This window comes from Kitasatospora sp. NPDC058243, from assembly GCF_042882025.1.
In the GTDB taxonomy this organism is placed as follows: Bacteria; Actinomycetota; Actinomycetes; order Streptomycetales; family Streptomycetaceae; genus Kitasatospora.
Map to the genome: position 1 here is coordinate 2,477 of NZ_JBHVWW010000106.1, position 18,409 is coordinate 20,885.

17 protein-coding genes are annotated in these 18,409 nt (G+C 74.7%); 9 read left to right on the forward strand and 8 right to left on the reverse strand.

Annotated features, from left to right (window positions below):
- Positions 1-143 precede the first annotated feature (143 nt).
- From ACFVX9_RS37985 to ACFVX9_RS38000, 4 genes are all read left to right on the forward strand, one after another.
- Positions 144-1,388 carry a trans-sulfuration enzyme family protein gene (locus ACFVX9_RS37985; RefSeq protein ID WP_387986633.1) on the forward strand — a complete coding sequence of 415 codons (1,245 nt, stop codon included), beginning with the start codon at positions 144-146 and terminating at the stop codon, positions 1,386-1,388.
- Positions 1,389-1,515: 127 nt separating this feature from the next.
- Positions 1,516-2,367, forward strand: a complete 852-nt coding sequence (locus ACFVX9_RS37990) for an SDR family NAD(P)-dependent oxidoreductase (RefSeq protein ID WP_387986636.1) — start codon at positions 1,516-1,518, stop codon at positions 2,365-2,367.
- Between the two features lie 246 nt (positions 2,368-2,613).
- The gene (locus tag ACFVX9_RS37995) at positions 2,614-3,822 is read left to right on the forward strand and encodes an ROK family protein (protein ID WP_387986639.1); all 1,209 of its coding nucleotides are present in this window, start codon (positions 2,614-2,616) and stop codon (positions 3,820-3,822) included.
- A gap of 340 nt (positions 3,823-4,162) precedes the next feature.
- A complete protein-coding gene (locus ACFVX9_RS38000; protein ID WP_380480800.1) occupies positions 4,163-4,684 on the forward strand; it encodes a hypothetical protein in 522 nt (173 codons plus the stop codon).
- A 31-nt stretch (positions 4,685-4,715) separates the two neighbouring features.
- Here the strand turns inward: ACFVX9_RS38000 and ACFVX9_RS38005 are convergent, their stop codons facing one another.
- From ACFVX9_RS38005 to ACFVX9_RS38025, 5 genes are all read right to left on the reverse strand, one after another.
- Positions 4,716-5,417, reverse strand: coding sequence for a transcriptional regulator (locus tag ACFVX9_RS38005; RefSeq protein WP_387986643.1), 702 nt, complete (start codon positions 5,415-5,417; stop codon positions 4,716-4,718).
- Between the two features lie 143 nt (positions 5,418-5,560).
- Positions 5,561-5,962: a hypothetical protein gene (locus ACFVX9_RS38010; protein WP_063350735.1), complete on the reverse strand. Its 402-nt coding sequence runs from the start codon at positions 5,960-5,962 to the stop codon at positions 5,561-5,563.
- A gap of 205 nt (positions 5,963-6,167) precedes the next feature.
- Entirely contained in the window at positions 6,168-7,067 is a 900-nt protein-coding gene (locus tag ACFVX9_RS38015; RefSeq protein WP_387986646.1) for a ketopantoate reductase family protein, read from the reverse strand.
- A gap of 126 nt (positions 7,068-7,193) precedes the next feature.
- Positions 7,194-7,733 (reverse strand): hypothetical protein, encoded by a 540-nt coding sequence (locus ACFVX9_RS38020; protein WP_387986649.1) that lies wholly within the window; start codon positions 7,731-7,733, stop codon positions 7,194-7,196.
- An 87-nt stretch (positions 7,734-7,820) separates the two neighbouring features.
- On the reverse strand, positions 7,821-9,965 hold the full coding sequence (locus ACFVX9_RS38025; RefSeq protein WP_387986652.1) for a serine/threonine-protein kinase: 2,145 nt from the start codon (positions 9,963-9,965) through the stop codon (positions 7,821-7,823).
- Between the two features lie 284 nt (positions 9,966-10,249).
- Here ACFVX9_RS38025 and ACFVX9_RS38030 point away from each other — a divergent pair, with 284 nt between their 5' ends.
- The 3 genes from ACFVX9_RS38030 to ACFVX9_RS38040 all read left to right on the forward strand — a co-directional run bounded on the left by ACFVX9_RS38030 (position 10,250) and on the right by ACFVX9_RS38040 (position 13,833).
- Positions 10,250-11,020 carry an ABC transporter ATP-binding protein gene (locus ACFVX9_RS38030; RefSeq protein WP_063351693.1) on the forward strand — a complete coding sequence of 257 codons (771 nt, stop codon included), beginning with the start codon at positions 10,250-10,252 and terminating at the stop codon, positions 11,018-11,020.
- Positions 11,017-12,405: an FtsX-like permease family protein gene (locus ACFVX9_RS38035; RefSeq protein ID WP_387986655.1), complete on the forward strand. Its 1,389-nt coding sequence runs from the start codon at positions 11,017-11,019 to the stop codon at positions 12,403-12,405. Before ACFVX9_RS38030 ends, ACFVX9_RS38035 begins: the two co-directional genes overlap by 4 nt.
- Positions 12,406-12,501: 96 nt before the next feature.
- Positions 12,502-13,833: a sensor histidine kinase gene (locus ACFVX9_RS38040; protein WP_387986658.1), complete on the forward strand. Its 1,332-nt coding sequence runs from the start codon at positions 12,502-12,504 to the stop codon at positions 13,831-13,833.
- A gap of 44 nt (positions 13,834-13,877) precedes the next feature.
- Here ACFVX9_RS38040 and ACFVX9_RS38045 read toward each other — a convergent pair whose 3' ends face one another.
- The 3 genes from ACFVX9_RS38045 to ACFVX9_RS38055 form a co-directional block, all read right to left on the reverse strand.
- Positions 13,878-14,543 carry a response regulator transcription factor gene (locus ACFVX9_RS38045; protein ID WP_387986661.1) on the reverse strand — a complete coding sequence of 222 codons (666 nt, stop codon included), beginning with the start codon at positions 14,541-14,543 and terminating at the stop codon, positions 13,878-13,880.
- Positions 14,544-14,702: 159 nt separating this feature from the next.
- Positions 14,703-15,233 (reverse strand): DUF5959 family protein, encoded by a 531-nt coding sequence (locus ACFVX9_RS38050; RefSeq protein WP_380377549.1) that lies wholly within the window; start codon positions 15,231-15,233, stop codon positions 14,703-14,705.
- Positions 15,234-15,498: 265 nt separating this feature from the next.
- Entirely contained in the window at positions 15,499-16,503 is a 1,005-nt protein-coding gene (locus tag ACFVX9_RS38055; RefSeq protein WP_387986665.1) for a ScbA/BarX family gamma-butyrolactone biosynthesis protein, read from the reverse strand.
- A 461-nt stretch (positions 16,504-16,964) separates the two neighbouring features.
- Here ACFVX9_RS38055 and ACFVX9_RS38060 point away from each other — a divergent pair, with 461 nt between their 5' ends.
- Positions 16,965-17,618 (forward strand): ScbR family autoregulator-binding transcription factor, encoded by a 654-nt coding sequence (locus tag ACFVX9_RS38060; RefSeq protein WP_363378628.1) that lies wholly within the window; start codon positions 16,965-16,967, stop codon positions 17,616-17,618.
- A gap of 235 nt (positions 17,619-17,853) precedes the next feature.
- On the forward strand, positions 17,854-18,409 hold a 556-nt coding region (locus tag ACFVX9_RS38065; RefSeq protein ID WP_387986670.1), incomplete at its 3' end, for a BTAD domain-containing putative transcriptional regulator.

Consider the following 18,409-nt stretch of genomic DNA (forward strand, 5'->3'; position numbering starts at 1 on the left):
CCTCTCAGAGCTGAAGAGGGGGGTTTTTGTCCGCCGGAGGGAAACTGTGGTGCCCTCCCCGGGCCCCGCGGCGGCATTGGGGCGGGCCACCCGGGCGCGATTGGCCCTGGGCGCGGCGTGCGACCGGACCGACGATGGGCGGCATGAGCGACTACCTCGGCCACCAGACCCCCGACGGCCACCAGACCCCCGACGGACACCGGGCCCCCGGCGCGCTGCGCCCCGAGAGCCGGATCGTCCACCCGCCCCTCGCGGACACCGCCGGCAGCCGTCCGATGGGCGTGCCGCTGCACCAGAGCCACCTCTTCGCCTTCGACACCAGCGACGCGCTCACCCAGGCCTTCAGCGGCCCGGGCGGGGCCTTCTTCTACAACCGCTACGGCAACCCGACCGTCCGCTCGCTGGAGACGGCGGTGGCCGACCTCGAAGGCGGCGCCGGCGCGATCGCCACCGCCTCCGGCATGGGCGCGATCAACACCGTCCTGCTCGCCCTGCTGCGCTCCGGCGACCACGTGATCGCCCAGCGAAGCCTGTACGGCGGCACCTTCGCCGTGCTCGCCGACCTCGCCGAGCGCTGGGGGGTGGAGGTCACCCACGTCGGGGGCGACGACCCGGCCGAGGTCGAGGCGGCGCTGCGGCCCACCACCCGGCTGCTGCACCTGGAGACCATCTCCAACCCCACGACCAGGGTCACCGACCTGCCCGGGCTGATCGGCGTCGCCAAGCGGGCCGGGGTGGTCAGCGTCGTGGACAACACCTTCGCGACGCCGCTGCTCTGCCGGCCGATCGAGTACGGCGCGGACGTCGTCATCCACTCGGCCACCAAGTACCTCGGCGGCCACTCGGACGTCCTGGCCGGCGTCGCCGTTCTCGCGGACGCCGAACTGCACCGCAAGGTCTGGCACTACGCCGTCGAACTCGGCGCCGCCGCCGACCCGTTCGCCGCCTGGCTGACCCTGCGCGGCCTCCAGACCCTCGCCCTGCGAGTCCGCCGGCACTGCGAGACCGCGCTCGACCTGGCCGGCCGCCTCGCCGCCCACCCCGCGGTCGGCGCCGTCCACTACCCGGGCCTGCCCGGGCACCCCGACCACGACCTCGCCCGCCGGCTCCTGCCCGACGGCCACGGCGGCGTCCTGGCCTTCGACCTCGTCGGCGGCCGCGAGGCGGCCCGCACCTTCACCGAGTCCGTCCGCCTGGCCGCCCTCGCCCCCTCCCTCGGTGGCGTGCACACCCTCGTGCTCCACCCGGCCAGCACCTCCCACCGCCAGCTCGACGACGCCGAGTTGGCCGCCGCCGGGATCGGCCCGGGGACGGTGCGGGTGTCGGTGGGCATCGAGCACCCCGAGGACCTGTGGGCGGACGTGGAGGGCGCCCTGGCGAAGGTGTGACGGCAGCCCGCCCGGCGGCGCCGGGCTGCCGATCGCGTTTGCGTGCGCGTGCACCTAAATATAGGGTGCGTGCACACGCACACACTCTGCCCCGGAGAAGCCCGGGGAGACCCGAGGAGAGACCTCCATGGACACCGACGCCACCCCGATCGTCCTCATCACCGGCACCTCCTCCGGGATCGGCCTCGCCACCGCCGTGGCCGCCGCCCGCGCCGGGTACGGCGTCGTCGCCACCATGCGCGACACCGGACGGGCCGAAGCCCTGCGGCGCGCCGCCGCCGAGGCGGGCGTCGACGGGCGGATCGAGGTCGAGCAGCTGGACGTCACCGACCCGGCCTCCGTCACCTCCTGCCTGGAGACCGTCCTCGCCCGGCACGGCCGGCTCGACGCGGTGGTCAACAACGCGGGCGCCGGCCACGTCGGCACGATCGAGCAGGACGGGACGGCGCCGGTGCGGGCCGCCATGGAGGTGAACTTCTTCGGCGTGGTCGAGGTCACCCGGGCCGCACTGCCGCACCTGCGGGCCTCCGGCGGCCGGGTCGTCACCGTGACCAGCGTCGGCGGCGTGGTCGGACAGCCCTTCAACGAGGCGTACTGCGCCGCCAAGTTCGCCGTCGAGGGCTTCATGGAGTCGCTGGCGCCGGTCGCCGCCACCGTCGGCGTGCACGTCACCGTCGTCGAACCGGGCGCCGTCGCCAGCGAGTTCATCGGCAACCAGGCCATCGACCTGCCCGCGCTGACCGCCGCGGCCGGCCCGTACGCCCCCGCCCTGCAGGCCTACGTCGACCGCACGCTGAAGGCCTTCGCCCAGGCCCAGACCCCGGAGCAGACGGCCGCCCCGATCGTCGCGGCCCTCACCGCCGAGCGGCCGCCGCTGCGGGTGCAGACCTCCGAGGCGGCCCGGGCCTTCGCCGGCACCAAGCTGGCCGACCTGGACGGCTCGGTGGTGCGGCGGATGACGGGCGGCTGGGTGGCCTGAGGGATCCGACCCGGGGTCTGACGCGTCTGACAGGTCCGACCGGCTTGACGGGCTTGACGGGCCCGATGGTCCCGCTCGGGGCGGCTCGGGACAGCTCGGGACGGTACAGGGCCGGCGGCTGGGTGGGAACGGAATGATCACCGGTCATACTTGGGCGGCGGCGCCCGACACCGGACGCCGCGGGCCGTGCTGGCACCGCCCGGCGCAGCCCGCCCGCCAGCCGTCCCGCCCAGACCGGAGGAACCGATGAGCAGCCACCTGCCGACCCACCGCCCGGCGGCCGGGGCCCCGGCAGTGCCGTGGAACCGGCAGCGGCTGCGCAGCAACAACGAATGGCTGCTGCTCGAACTGCTGCGCACCGGCGGCGGCTCCTCGCGCGCCCAACTCGCCCGGGACACCGGCTTGTCCAAGCCCACCGTCTCCGCCGCCCTGGCCGCCCTGGCGCAGGCCGGGCTGGTCCGCGAGGCCGGCCGGCTGGCCCCCGAGCGCGGCCGCACCGCGGTGCTGTACGAGGTCGACCCGGCCGCCGGGCACGTGCTCGGCGTGGACATCGGGCGGGCCAGGCTGCGGGTCGCCGTCGCGGACCTCGCCGGGACGGTCGTCGCCCGCCGGGACGTGGCCAACCGGGGCCGCTCGGCGAACGCCGTCGCCGACGCCGTGGTCGCCGCCGCCCACGAGGCCATCGCCGAGGCGGGCCTGGCCGCCGACGACATCGTGCACGCGGTGATCGGCACCCCGGGCGTGTGGGACGAGCAGCGGCGCGGCGTGCGCTACGCCACCAGCCTGCCCGGTTGGGGCCGGCCCGGCCTGTTCGACCGGATCGGGGAGGGCCTGGGGGTGGCCGTCACCGTGGCCAATGACGCCAACCTGGCCGCGCTCGGCGAGTACACGCTCGGCGCCGGCCGGGGCAGCCGGATGTTCGCCTACCTGCTGGTCGGTACCGGCCTGGGCGTCGGCGTGGTCAAGGACGGCGAACTGCTGCTCGGCGCGCACGGCGCGCTGGGCGAGATCGGCCTGGTGCCGCTGCCCGCCCGCGCCGGTGAGCCTCCGGCGACCATCGAGCAGGAGGCCGCCGCGGACGCCGTGGTGCGCACCGCCCAGGACCTCGGGCTGGGCGGCGCGCCCACGGCCAAGCAGGTCTTCGAACGGGCCCGGGCCGGTGACCCGGCGGCGGTCCGGTCCGTCGACCGTGAAGCCGGCCAACTCGCCTACGCCGTCGCCGTGTTGTCTGCCGTGCTGGATCCGGACCTGGTGGTCCTCGGCGGCGGCATCGGCAACAGCGCGGACCTGCTCCTGGAGCCGCTGGAGCAGGCCCTGCACCGGATCGCCCCGATGCGTCCGACGCTCGCGCCGAGCCTGCTGGGGGAGGAGGCGGTCCTCCTCGGCGCGGTCGCCACCGCCCTGGAGACCGCGCGCCCGGAGGTGTTCGAGCGCCGGACGGCGGGGCTGCCCTAACAGTGGCCCGTGGCTCGGCCGGCGGCTCGACCAGCCGCTCGGCCGCTCAGCCGGTGGCCAAGGTGAGGCCGTAGACGCTCAGGATCGGGTAGACGGGCTGGAAGCAGGGCCGGCAATGTCAGGAACGCGCCGGATTCCCCTGCGCTCCGGCGCTATACCCCTGTTGGGGCGGCAAGCGGCTCGGCGGTTCGGCGCAGCGTGACGGCGGACCGGAGGGCGGCGACGCTCGGTGGTCGGCAGATCTCGATCTGCCAACGAGTGGGAGATCCGTGCACGGATCGTGTGCGGGCTCTGCTTGAATCGCACACCTCATCCAAACGGAACGGAGCGTTCTCCACCCATGCCTTCACGCATACGCGGGCGTCGGCGCGCCGGCCTGGCCGGCTTCGCCGGACTCGTCCTCACCGTCGGTCTGGCGCTGACCGGTTGCGACCCGTCGGCCGCCGACGGCGGAGCCAAGGCCTCGCCCCCGGTGACCGCCCCGGCGGCCGCCACCACCCAGTCGACCCCGCCGGTCGCACCGCCCGCCGCGCCCCCGGCCAGCACGCCGCCGCCCGCGTCCGACCCCGCGCCGAGCACGCCGGCCGCCCCCGCCCCGGCGGCCCCCAGCACCCACGCGCCGTCGCCCACCCCGAAGGCGCCGCAGCCGAAGACCACCACGGCCCAGCCGCCGACCGCCCCGGAGCCGCAGCACACCGCGGCGGCCGGCGGCGCGGAGTGCGAGCTCCGCTCGAACGCGGGGAACTGCTACGCGGCCGGGCAGTTCTGCCGCAACGCCGATCTCGGCAGGAGCACCCATGACGCCAACGGGGGGATGATCTACTGCCGGATGGTCAGCGGCAAGCCGCACTGGCAGGCCTGAGCGAGGCCGACCGGGTGCGGGGGGCGAGCCGTCAGTTCCCGTGCCCGGTCGGCCCGTTCCCGCGGCCCGGGGGATCCTGGTCGAGCTGTCCGAGGGTGTCCCAGAACAGGTGCTCGTACGCCTGGAGCAGTCGGCCGTACTCGCGGGCCACGGCCAGGGTCGGCTCGTCCAGCGGGTCCGGCCCGAGGGCGTCGGCGGCCTGCTGTTCGAGTGCGGTGGCGGGCTGGGCGAAGAAGTCGAAGAACGCGCAGGCCTGGTCGGGGAAGCCGTAGCGGTCGCGCAGGGCCTGCGCGATGGTGGCGCAGTAGCCGCCCCAGGCAGCGAAGTTGGTGACCAGGGCGACGGCTGCGGCGGTGGGCCCGCCGTTCAGCGCGAGCCAGGCGAGGTAGGCCGGGTAGGCCTGGCAGCCGGGCAGCGGTGGCCGGGCGGCGAGTTCGTCCGGGCCGAGGCCGCAGGCGGCGGCGAGGCCGGGCAGGGTGCGCAGCGCGGCGCTCTCGCCCTCGGCGAGGGTGGCGAACCAGGCGCTCACCGGACGGTCGGCGCTGCGGGTGGCGAGCAGCAGCAGGCTGCGCCGGTCGGAGGCGATGATCCGGTGCTGCTGGGCGGCGAGTTCGGCCAGGGTCGAGCGGGGCGCCGTGCCGTCGGCGAGCGCCGTGACGAGTGCAGGGGCGGCGTCGCCGGGCGCCAACTCGGCGCGCAGGTCGCGGATCTGGTCGAGGATCGGGTGGTTCACCGGTGCCTCCGTGGTGCGGTTCGGTCCCGGTGCCATTCCTACCGCCTGGCGGGGCCCGGTCGGCGGCGACAGGCCGGGGCGGGCCCCGGGTTGCTCCCGACCCCGCGGGTGCGGGGCCGGGAGCGGGCGGCGCGGTAGGTGGCTCAGGACCCGGCGCAGGCGCTGGTCACGTCGCCGGCGGCGTCGGTGATCGCCCCGATGTCGGGCATCTTGCCCTTGGAGACGTTGTCCTGGGCGCTGGAGACGGCCTTGTTCAGCTTGTCGGTGGCCTTGTCGAGCTTGTCCCCGCTGTTGTGGTCGCGGAGCTTCTTGATGTCGTCGCCGACCTTCTTCAGGGCGTCGGCGGTGTGCTTGCGGCGCTCCTGGTCGGTGAGTTGGCCGACGTTGATGGCCGATGAGGCGAGGTCCTGGATGTCGCCGGTGATGCTGACGGCCTGTTTGCCGCAGTCGAGTGCCTGGTCGACGTCCTTGCACGCGCTGAGTAGTGGAGCGGTGGCGAGCAGCGCGAGTGCGGCGGCGGCCAGTCGGTACGGTTTCCTTGTCATGTCTGTATCCCTCCCGCCGGCAACAACGCCTGATCGCCCACTCGTGGTTCCGCCCGATCGGGTGAATCATGGGTGAACCTTTACTGTCGGCCAGGAACGGGAGTTGATGGAACATCAGATTCCGGGCTCGACTTCGCCGAATTCACCGATGTCACCGACTTCACGTCAGAGGCCCTGCCCCATGACGTGAAGTCGGCTGCGGGTGCTACCGGTTGGCCGGTTCGGACAGGTCGCGCACCAGTCCGGCGAGGGCCGGGGTGTCGGCCCCGTGCGTGGCAGCGGCCCGCAGGACGGCGCCGCCGATGGCGTCCAGCTCGATCGGACGGCCGGCCTCCACGTCGCGCTGCATCGAGGACTTCATCGACCCGGGCACCCGGTCGAAGGCGGTGAGCAGTGCCTGTGCGTCCGCCGGGGCGCCCGCCGCGCCGGAGACGGCCGCGATCTCGTCGAGGACGGTGAGCAGCTCGGACCGGTGCTCGGTGCGCACGACGCCGACCTCGCTGCGGTGGCGGGTGGTGAGCAGCGCGAACGGGGCGAGGAAGGAGAGCTTGCTCCAGAGCATCGCGGTCTCGTCCTCGCGCAGCGTGACATCGAGGCCGGCGCGCCGCAACCGATCGGCCAAGTCCGCTACCGGTCCGGCCAGTTCGAGCACCGCGAAGGGGCTGGTGTGGGCGATCCGCCCGGGCGCGGTCCGAGTGGCCTCGACCCGGATCGTGCCGGCCGCGACCTGCCCGGCCGGGTAGCGCTCGCGCAGCGCCGCGACGTGGTCGATTCCGTTGAGCAGCGGTACCACGACGGCGGAGCCGAGGGTCTGCGGCGGCATCCGGTCGAGCGCGTCGGCCAGCGCCGTCGCCTTGACGGTCACGAATGCGGCGTCGACCGGCTCGCGCAGTTCGGTGGCGGCTTCGACCCGGGCGGTGAAATCGCCGAACTGCCCACTGCGGACGTGCAGTCCGTCCCGGTTGAGGACGGCGGCGGTCTCCTCGCCGGCCAGGCAGATCACCCGGTGCCCGGCGCGCGCGAGCAGGCCGCCGATCAGGCCGCCGACGCCGCCAGGTCCGAGGACGGCGATGGTCGAGGGAGTGGTCGCGGGGGTGGTGGTCATGTCGACTCCTGGTGAGGGGGTGAGGGGTGGTGGGCTTCCGAGGAACGGCCCGAGGAACGGCCCGAGGAACGGCCCGAGGAACGGTCCGAGGAACCGGCCGGTGGGTGCCACGGCCCGGCGGCCCGGTCATGGCGCCGCCTCGTCCGGGGCGGCGGGGGCCGAGGAGGAGAGGGAGACGAGGCCGAAGGTGAACGGCGGTTCGTGGCGCGGTTTCCGCCCGCCGGCCGGGGTCCAGCGCACGGGGGTGTTTCGGCTGAGGCGCAGCGTGTCGTACCGGACGTTGCCGTGGACGAGGTCGGGGACGGGCAGGCCTTCGGCGCGCAGCGCCTCGACCACCTCGTGGGCCGGCCAGCCGAAGACGTCGATGCCGTGGAGGCCGACCGGGCAGGCGGCCGCACCCTCCACCGGCTCCACCGGGCAGCGCGAGAGGAAGACGACCCGGAGGTGCTCGCCCGGGCCCGAGCAGAGGGTGACGCCGACCCCGGGCAGGGTGAAGTGCAGCGCCCAGCTGGAGCCGCAGACGAAGGTGGGGTGCACACCGCCTGGGAGCGCCTCGCGGTGCGGGGCCAGCAGGCGGCGGACCGTCGCCTCGGTGAGGCCGAAGCGCAGTTCGGGCAGCGGCGCGGGCAGGCGGAGGCCGTGGCCGGGCAGCAGGTCGATGGTCACCCGTTCATGATCCCTCGTCGGATGGGCGGCGCGGGGCCCGGGGCGGGTGAGGCTCAGCTCGCGGGCCCACCGCCCACCGTTGCCGGGTCAGCCGGCCGTCAGGCCGTTCAGCGCGTCGGTGACCTGACGGGCGAGGGCGGGCGGCAGCGCGGCGTAGCCCGACTGCGTCGCGGCCGGCTGGCCGGTGGCGCTCACCGCGTGGGAGAGCAGGCCTGCCAGTGCCCGGGTCGGGTGGTTGTCGCGGTTGTCCGGTGCGTCGGTGCCGCAGAACACCGCGTAGCCGACCTGGACGAGCGGGTACGCGCCGGAGCCGGGGTTCGCGTAGTCGACGTCGACTGTCAGGTCGGCGCCCGTGCCGGTGACCTTGGCGCCGACCAGGGCAGCGGTGGCGGCCTCGGTGGTGGCGGCCACCGGGCCGGAGCCGGCGGACAGTTTGGCGGTCCGCAACCCGTCGGCGTCCTTGAGCGGGAGGAAGGCGATCGCGCCGGACTTGCCGGCCACCGTCGAGTGGACGGCGCCGAGGTCGCCGACCGTCAGGCCGCCCATCGCCTGAGCGGGCCAGGAGTGGGCGACCGTCGGGTACGGCCAGCCGGCGGGCGCGGCCTTGGCGAGGTAGCGGGTGAAGCCGAGCGTGATCGGCGACTCGCCCGACGGGTGGACCGCGGTGATGGCCGTGTCGGGCAGCACCCGGCCGGGGTTGAGCGTGGCGATCGCGGGATCCCGCCAGCTGGTGATCTGGCTGTTGAAGATCCGGGCCACCGTCGGGGCGTCCAGCACCAGCGAGTCGAGCCCGGGGACGTTGTAGACGACCGCGATCGGCAGTGCGGCGAGCGGGAGTTGGGCGGGCCGGGCGGCCGCGCACCGCTTGCCGAGGCCGGCGGCCTCGTCGCCCAGGGGTGCGTCGTCGAGGGTGACGGCGTCGACCTGGCCGGCGACGAACTGCTGGCCGGCGGTGCCGCTCACATCGGTGGCGGTCACGTTCGCCGTGGGGCACGCCTGGTGGTAGTCGGCCGTCCAACGGCTCATGACGGTCTCCAACGGGCCGTCTCCGCCCACGACAGCGCGGGCCGAGGGGCAGTCGGGCGGGCCCGACTGGCCTGAGTGGCCTGACTGGCCGGGAGTGGACGGCGCCGAGGCGGCCGGGGGCAGGGCACCGGCACCGCCGTTGTCCTTCTCCTTCTGCCGCAGCAGGACGGCCGTGCCGCCGGCCGCGGCCAACGCGACGGCGACCGCGACGACGAGCGCGGCCGTCCGGCGGCGGGGCCGGGGGACGGCGGGGCCGGTCGGTGCCGGTATGACGGGGGGCCCGGCGGGCGGGGGGAAGGCGGGCGCGAGGGGTGCCGAGCGGACGTCCGGCTCGGTCGGAACGGGCGGCACGGCGGGCCGCTCCCACACGGTCGCGGGCCGGGTGTCGGGAGCGGCCGGGGGAGGCTCCACGCCCGCGACGGACCACGTCAGCAACGTCTCCAGGGTGGGCCGTCGGGTCGGCTCCTTGGCGAGGCAGGCCGCGACCATCGGGAGCAGCTCCGCCGCCAGCCCGGCGAGGTCCGGCTCCTCGTAGACGACCCGGAAGCCCACCGCGTGCGAGGAGTCCGAGCCGAACGGACCGCGCCCGGTGCCCGCGAAGGCCAGTACCGAACCGAGCGCGAACACGTCGGTGGCCGGGCTGGTGTCGCCGTGCCGGAACTGCTCAGGCGCCATGAACGGCGGTGTGCCGACGGCGACTCCGGTGCTGGTGAGCTGGGTGCCGTCCAGGGCGCGGGCGATGCCGAAGTCGATCACGCGGGGGCCGTCCTCGGCGAGCAGGACGTTGCCGGGCTTGAGGTCCCGGTGCACCAGCCCGGCGCGATGGATGTCCCGCAGCGCCTCCGCGAGGCCCGTCGCCAGCCGCCGTACCTCCGGCGGGCTCAACGGGCCCTGCCGGGCGATCCGTTCGGCCAGCGAAGGGCCCGGGACGTACAGGGTGGCCAGCCAGGGCGACGGGGCGTCGGGGTCCGCGTCGACGACGGGCGCGGTGAACGCCCCGCTCACCCGGCGGGCGGCCTCGACCTCGTGCCGGAACCGGGCCCGGAACTCTTCGTCCCCGGCGAGCTCGGGGCGGATCACCTTGAGCGCCACCTGCCGCCCGGACAGTGACCGCGCGCGGTACACGACGCCCATGCCGCCCGCACCGATCCGGCCCTCCAGCCGGTACCCGCCGATCTCGCGCGGATCGTTCTCCAGCAAGGTCACGTGACCCCCGTCCTCAGACATCCGTCCCCCGTCCCCCGGTCAAACGGGAGCCAGCCTAGTACCGCACCGGCGGGCGTCGTGACGGTGGCTCGGGTCGGTCGACCTCGACCGCGACGGCGATGGCACTGAGGTGGGAGGGGACCGGGACGGCCTCGACCCGACGTACGCGTCCTGGGTCCGGAGGTAGGACCACCTGCGGGGTTCGGTTTTCCGAACCCCGAATTGGGGGGCCAGCCCAATCGATTGTGCGGCCGTTCATGTCCAGGATGGAGGGCATGAACGGGATGACGACAGCCGCCGTGGCGGCGAGCGGTGAGGTGGCGGGCGCGGCCCTGACCGGGGACGGGCTGCACCGGGAGTACGGGCGGGGCGCGGCCGCCGTCCGGGCGCTGCGGGGGGTGTCCGTGGCCTTCGCGCCGGGGACGTTCACGGCGGTGATGGGGCCCTCGGGTTCCGGCAAGACGACGCTGCTGCACTGCCTCGCGGGGATGGACCGCCCCACCCGGGGCATCGTCCGCTGGGGTGGGACGGAGGTGTCCCGGCTGCCCGAGCGGCGGCTCGCGCAGCTGCGCCGCACCAGGGTGGGGTTCGTGTTCCAGGCGTTCAACCTGATGCCCGCGATGACCGTCGCGCAGAACGTCGAACTTCCCGGGCGGCTCGCGGGGGCGCGGCCGGACCGGGCGCAGGTGCGGGAGGCGCTCGCCAGGGTCGGCCTGTCCGGGCGGGAGCGGCACCGGCCCGGGCAGCTGTCCGGCGGCCAGCAGCAGCGGGTGGCGATCGCCCGGGCGCTGGTCGCGCGGCCGGCCGTGCTGTTCGCGGACGAGCCGACCGGCGCGCTCGACCGGGCGACCGGGCACGACGTCCTCGACCTGCTGCGTTCCGGTGTGGACCTGGACGGGCGGACGTGTGTGATGGTCACCCACGATCCGGTGGCCGCCGGCTACGCGGACCGCGTGCTGCTGCTGGCCGACGGGCTGCTGGTGGACGAGCTCGACCGGCCGACCGCCGCACAGGTCGGCGAGCGGCTGAGCCGGCTGGGCGGGGGAGCACGATGAGCCCCGTCCTCTCCCTGGCGGCCGGCCAGATCCGGCGCCGACCGGCCTCCTTCGCCGGGCTGGCGGTGGCGCTGTTCCTGGCGGTGGCGACGGTGACGCTGTTCGGCTCGCTGGTCGCCGCCCAGGCCACGGCCCCCGCCGCGGTGGCCCGCCGGGCGGTGGCCGGGCCGGGCCTGCTGCTGATCGCGGGGGCGTTCGGTGAGATCGCCGTCCTGGTCGCGCTGTTCGTCGTGGTCAACGCGCTCGGCTTCACCCTCCGCCAGCAGCACCGCGACCTCGCCCTGCTGCGGACGGTCGCCGCGACACCCCGTCAGGTGCGTCGGCTGGTGCGGGCCCAGGTCGCGGCGACCATCCTGCTGATAGCCGTGCCCGGCGGCGCGGCGGGCACCCTCGCCGCCCGGGGCTTCCTCGCCGCGCTCCAACGGCGCGGGCTGGCCGCGCCCGGCCTGCGGATCCCCGGGACGCCGGTGCCGATGCTGGTCGCACTGGCGGTGGCGCTGCTGGTCGGCCTGGCCGCCACCGCCCTCGCCGCCCGACGGATCACCCGGCTCACCCCGGCCGCCGCGCTGACCGCGGACACCTCGGGCCAGCGGCGGGCGGGCGTGCTGCGAGTGCTGGCCGGGCTGGCCGTCCTGGCGGGCGGGGTGCTGCTGCTGCGGCTCGCCGCCACCAGAGGGGCCGGCGAACTGGACAAGGCGGGGCAGGCGACGATGCTCGGCTCACTGGTGCTGCTGGTCGCCCTCGCCCTGCTCGGGCCACTCGCCGCACGGGCCGTGGCCGCCGTGCTCGGCGCGCCGGTACGGGTGCTGGCCCCCGGAGCGGGCTGGCTCGCCGACGCCAACCTGCGCGGCTACGCGGCCCGGCTCTCCTCGGCCGTGGTGCCGGTCGCGCTCCTGGTCGGGCTGTCGGGCACCATGTTGATCATGACGAGCACCGCCGAGCACGTGGTCCGTACGACCGGCGCCGCGACCAGCGTCACCAAGGCGACGGACGTCTGGCTGCGCGAGGCAGAACTGGGGATGCTGGTCTGCTTCGCAGCCGTCTCCACCGTCAACACGCTGGTCGCCCTGACGGCCGACCGGTGGCGCGAGTTCGCGCTACTGCGCCTGGTCGGCGCGACCAGGCGGCAACTGCTGCGGATGCTGTCCGTCGAGGCGGCCCTCACCACGGCGGTCGGCGTGCTGCTGGGTGCGGCGGTGGCGGCCGTCGCCACGGGGGCGTTCGCCCGGGCGGTGACGGGGTCGGTGCTGCCGGTGGTGCCCGGCGCTGCGTGCGGCTGGGTGGTGGCGGGCGCGGCGGCGCTGACGGTACCGGGGATCCTGGGCACCGGCCTGCGGGCGATCCGGGGGCGCGCGGTCGAGGCGGTCGGCGGTGAGCGGGGGTGACCGGGCCCTTCGCCAGGTGCGGCGGGGTCGGGTCGAAGCCGCCTGGGTGTGTCGTCGAGGCGGTGAGCGCGGTGAGCGGGAGTGGTGAGGTGGACGGTGGCTGAGCGTCGGCGGTATCTGTCGGTGCGCGGTGGCGAGTTGGCCTTCGCGCTGCTCGGGCTGCCGGTCGGCGTGCTCGGCGGGGTCTACGCCGTGGCCGTGCTCTATGCCGGGGCGTTGCTCTCGCTCACCGTGCTCGGGCTGCCGTTCGTGGTGGCCGCCCTGGCCGGGGCGCGCGGGCTGGGCGGGGTGCACCGGCGACTGGTCGGGCGGCTGCTCGGCGAGCCGGTGCCGGCCCCGGGGGCGCTGCCCCGGCCGTCCGGGGCGATCGCCCGGGGCCGGGCGGTGCTGACCGACCCGGTGGCCTGGCGGGCACTGCTCTACCTGCTGCTGCGGCTGCCATTGGGGGTGCTCGGCTTCCTGGTCGCGGTCGGATTGCCGCTCAGCTGCGTCTGGTTGGTCGGCTTCCCGCTGTGGGTGCGGCTGCTGGAGCCCGGGCCGAGGCCGGTCGGCTGGCCGGACGTGGCCGGGGCCCCGGTCGGGCTCGCCGTACTGGCGGTGGTGCCGGCGGCGCTGCGGGCGGTGAGCGCGGCCAATCGGGGCCTCGCCCGGCTGCTGCTCGGCCCGGTGCGGTCGCAGGAGCGGGTGCGCGAGTTGGAGACCGCCCGGGCCACCCTGCTCGCCGAGAACACCGACCGGTTGCGCCGTCTCGAACGCGATCTGCACGACGGGACGCAGGCGCAACTGGTCGCGCTCGCCATCACGCTCTCGCTGGCCGACGACGCCCTCAGCGAGGTCACCGGCGAGGTCACCGGTAAGGCCGTTGGCGTCGCCCAGCCCGAGCCGACCGGGCAGCCCGAGCCGACCGGCCCGCCCGGCACTCCGGAGGCCGAGCGCCTGCGCACCCTGGTCGACCGGGCTCGCCGGCAGACCGACGACACCATCGCGGAACTGCGCCGGCTCACTCGGGGCATCCACCCGGTGGCGCTGGACGGCGGCCTCGCCCAGGCGTTGCCCGGGCTCACCGCCACCGCGCCGGTGCCGGTCACGGTCCGGCTGGATCTGAGGGAGCGGCCGGACGCGGCGATCGAGCAGGCCGTCTACTTCTGTGCGGCCGAGTTGCTGACCAACGTCGCCAAGCACAGCGGCGCGGCGGCGGCGGAGCTCACGGTCAGCGCAGCCGACGGGCGGGTGCGGCTGACGGTGCGCGACGACGGCCGCGGGGGCGCCGCTCCGGGCGGGGGCTCCGGCAGAGGCTCCGGTTCGGGCTCCGGCTCGGGCCTGGCGGGCCTGGCCGAACGGCTCGCGGCGGTGGACGGGGTGCTGCGGATGGACAGTCCGCCGGGCGGGCCGACGACGGTCACCGCCGAACTGCCGAGCAGCCTGTGACGGGTGCCCGCGGCGGGGCCGTCCACGGAACCGCTGCTCCCGGCTCAGCCGCCGTTCTCGGCGAGGTAGGTGAGGACGGCTTTCACCCGCCGGTTGTCGGCTTCGGTCGCCGGCAGGTCGAACTTGGCGAAGACGGCGGCGACGTGCTTCTCCACCGCCCGCTCCGAGACCATGAGCAGCCCGGCGATCGAGCGGTTGGAGTGACCCTGCGCCATCAGCTCCAGCACCTCCCGTTCGCGCGGGGTGAGCGCGTCGACGCGGCTGCGCCGCCCGCCGTGCATCAGGCCGTTGACGATCTCCGGGTCGAGTGCCGTGCCGCCGGCCGCGACCCGCTGCAGCGCGTCCACGAACTCCGAGGTGCGGGCCACGCGTTCCTTGAGCAGATAGCCGACGCCGGCGGCGCCACCTGCGAGCAGCCGGGCCGCCCAGGCGGTCTCGACGTGCTGGGAGAAGACCAGGATGCCGACCCCGGGCGAGGTGGAGCGGAGCTCGACGGCGGCGCGGATGCCCTCGTCGGTGTGGCTGGGCGGCATCCGGATGTCGACCACGGCCACATCGGGCCGGTGCTCGGCGACGGCGGCGACGAGTTCGGGGGCCGTTCCGGCGGTGGCAACCACGGCGCACCCGCGCGCGGTGAGGAGTTCGACCATGCCGTCCCGGAGGATCACCGAGTCCTCGGCGAGGACGACGCGGAGCTGCTTCTCGATCATGTCGCCATTATCGGTGGCGGCCGGACCACCGCCACCGCCACCGCCACACCACCGCCACCGGACCGGTCATACTGCCGCTCGCCCTGCCCTGCCCTGCCCTGCCCGGCCGCTCGCTGCGCCGGGCGTCGGTCTTGTCATCAAAAGGATTCTGACAATCCGTCAGTTGCCGTTCCCCTGCCGCCCGCGCCAGGCGTGGATGCCGGGGGCGACCTCGATCACCTCGAACGGGTAGGCGTCCCGGATGAGTTCGAGCAGGGCGCGCTGCTCGTCCAGCCAGCCGGGGGCGGGGGACAGGACGACCCGGAGGGTGACTCCGGAGTCCTCGGCGTCGGAGACGGTCACCCAGAGGCCGCCGGGCCGCCCCGGCTCGATCCGCAGCTCCGGGCCGTGCTCCTCGTCCAGCCAGCGCACCGCCTCGCGCCGCGCCAACCGTTCCAGGGCGGCTTCCCACTGCTGAAGCTGACGTTCCGTCACCAGCGTGACGAACTGCCCGCGGGCCGAGTCAGCGGTGACGGTGATCTCGCAGTCCAGCCAGTCGTGGCCGAGCAGGGAGCCCGGTGCGTGTCGCCCCAGCACCCGCACCCGTACGCTCCGGCCGCCGGTGCGCCCCTCGTGCCCGGTGGCATCGTCGGTGCCGGGGCGGTCCGTCAGTCTGATCAACTCGTTCTGGTGCGAAGCGACTTCACGCACTGTGTACTCCCGGTCACTGCGAATCCAAGGGCTGACATCCTCGCGCAGGTGTTCGTCCGGTGCCAGTCCATGGGAGGGGTTCGTCTCCGACGCGCCGACGGCCCGCCCGACCGTGGAGGTCGGGCGGGCCGGGTGGGACGGTGGGCGGCCGGCGGTCCGTGCTGGTCGGGGCTGGTCCGCGCTGGTCGGGACTGGTCGGGACTGGTCGGGGTCGGCGCGGGTCGACGGGAGCCCGTGAGTGCCGGTCAGCGCCCGTCAGCGCCGGTCACCGCTGGTCGGTGTGGCCGGTCAGGACGGTGGTGAAGATCGGCTCGCCGTTCTGGTGGCCGGTGACGGTGGTGGTGAGGGCGTCCGGGTCGTCGCCGGGGGTGTGCCGGGCGGTGATCGTGGTGGCGGCGTCGTGCTCGGCGTACCGGTGGTAGGTGGTCGCGGCGGAGGCGGGGATGACGGTGGCCGGTGAGACGAGCGCGTTGGTGGCCTGGCGGGCGGCCTCCAGCAGGACCATGCCGGGGATGTGGTCGTTGGCGTGGTCGAAGAGGATCGGGTGCCAGGGATCGGGGGTGAGGTGCCAGGTCCCGGGTGCGTCGGCCGGGGTCAGGACGACGTCGTAGGGGCGGATCCGGCCCACTCGGCCCGGGGCCAGCGGCTCGCCGGAGACGGCGGGCGCCGGGTCGGCCTCGCGGCGGGCCCCGCGCAGCCGCCGGTAGGTGGAGTCCGGCACGGTGGTGAACCGGGTGTGTCCGGTGGCGGCGAGGTGGGCGCCGCGTCGGATGACGGCGCTGAGGGTGAAGTCGATGGTGGTGCCGCTCCGGCGCGGCTGTGGGACGAGTCTGGCCTCGATGCTGAGGTCGGTGGGCGCCGCGCCGATGAGCAGTTGGCGGGGGCGGGTGGTGTAGTCGAGGTTCCACATCATGAACTTGTGGTCGAGCGGGACGCCGAACCGGGTGTGCGCGAGGTAGAGCCCGGCTTGGCGGATCGTTTCAGCGGTCTGGATCGGGTCGTGCCGGGTTCCGTCGGGGGTGGTGAAGAAGGTGTGGGCGCGCGGCCACTGCGCGGTGACGGCGAAGGTCGTCTCGTTCAGCTGCTCGCTGCCGGTGAGGAAGACCTCGGCGTGGCAGGCCCGGTGGACGTACTCCTTGGCAACGGTGCTGGTCAGGCGCGGTGCCGGTCCGGTCGGCACGGACGGTCCGGCGGTGCGGCCGGGGGTGGTGCCGTGGTCCGCGCCGGCGGCGCGGGAGATGGCGGGGGCGCGGTAGGCAAGCAGGGTCATGGGAGCGCTCCGGAAGGCCGTGGCGGGCGGGGTGGGCTGCTCAGGGCTCGTAAGATACGTACCTTCCGGTTTGGTTTTCAAGGAGCCCGAACGAAGGTTCGTTGGCGGCCGAGCGTGGTCGGGTGGTCGCTCCAGGTGCCGCGTGATGGCCGTCCGGGTGGACCGAGCCTGGGGTGGATGCCGCCTGGCCTGCAAAGGAATCCCCAAAAGTGGGATGACAGGTGCATTATCACGGCGGGCCGTTTTCGGTGGGATGCGGCCAGAAGTGGGGAGCCGGATTCCGGCTCTGTCGGCTGGGGGAGGGGCGGCGGTCGCTTTCCCGCCCTGTGCCGTCCACGCGGTTTTCCTTCGCTCGAAGGCGGGTGCATGCGACCTGGGGAGGAGGGATCGCCGGTTGACCGGCGGGTAAGATACAGGGTGTTTGGTTTTGTTTGCCGAGCGGTTCAGGTGGGGTGGTTGCGGTGGTGCGGCAGGAGCGGGCGATCCGGACGCGTCGGCTGATCCTGGAGGCGGCGGCCTCGGTCTTCGACGAGCACGGGTACGAGGGGGCGACGATCGGCGAGGTGGTCGCCCGCGCGGGTGTGACCCGGGGCGCGGTGTACTTCCACTTCGCGTCGAAGCGGGAGCTCGCGCAGGGCGTCGTGGAGGAGCAGTTCGGTCGGGATGAGATCCCCGAACGGCATTGCAAGCTCCAGGAGTTCGTCGACCTGGGGATGGTCGTCGCGCATCTCATGCCGCGTGACCCGCTGCTGAGCGCGGGCGCGCGGCTCTCGCTCGGCCAGGACGTGTTCGGCGACCTCGGCGGTGGTGCCACGCCCGGGTGGATCGCCCGGCTGGAGGCGGTGCTGACGGCGGCCGGCGAGCGGGGCGAACTGCTGCCGCACGTGCTGCCGGCCGAGACGGCGTGGCTGGTGACGGGTGCCTGGACGGGCGTGCAGATCCAGTCCCAGAAGATGTCCGGCCGGGCGGATCTGGAGCGCCGGGTGGCCGTGCTGTACCGGCACGTGATGCCGAGCATCACCGTCCCCGGGGTGCTGGCCACGCTGGACCTGGGCTCGGACCGTGGTGAGCGGGTGGTGGCCGAGCTGGCGGCGGCCCGTGCGGGCGGGGCCTGAGAGTGTGCGTCCGGGGTTGACGCGGCGGCGCTCGCGGCGGCGGTCATTCCGGTTGGTCGCAGCAGTCCGGCGCTCGATTGTCCGTCCAAAAACAAACAGCTCGTTCGGCTTTGTATTGACAAACCGTCCGTCCTGTTTTTGGATGAGCACCCGGTGCTCGGCTGTGCGATAGCCACAGCACCGGCCGGCCGGTGGCCGTCGGGGTCGCCGATCCGTCTGGATTGGGGTGGACGTCATGGAGATCCGGGTGTTAGGGGCCTTGGGGGTCCAGGTGTGCGGGGTGTCGGTGGTGCCCTCGGCGCCGAAACCACGGCAAGTGCTCGCTCTGCTGGCCCTGCGCGCCGACCAGGTCATCTCGGCGGGCGTCCTCGCCGAGGAACTGTGGTCCGGCCATCCGCCGCGCAGCGCGCGCACCACCGTCCAGACCTACGTCCTCCAACTGCGCGACCTCATCGACCGGGCGCTCGCCCACCGCGATGACGCCGGGGGAGCGTGCGGAGCCAAGGACGTCCTGGTGACCTCGCCCGGCGGCTACCGGCTCGACAGCGGCGGCGGACTGGTCGACCTCCAGGAGTTCGACCGCCTCGCGGGCCTCGGCTACCGGGCCATGGACGGCGGCGACTTCCCGCTCGCCGCCCGCCAGTTGGGCGAGGCGCTCGGCCTGTGGCGCGGTCCGGCCTTCGCCGACATCCCGCTCGGCGGTCAACTCGCCGTCGAGGCCAAGCGGTTGGAGGAGACCCGGCTCTGCGCCCTGGACCAGCGGATCGAGGCCGACCTGCGGCTGGGCCGCC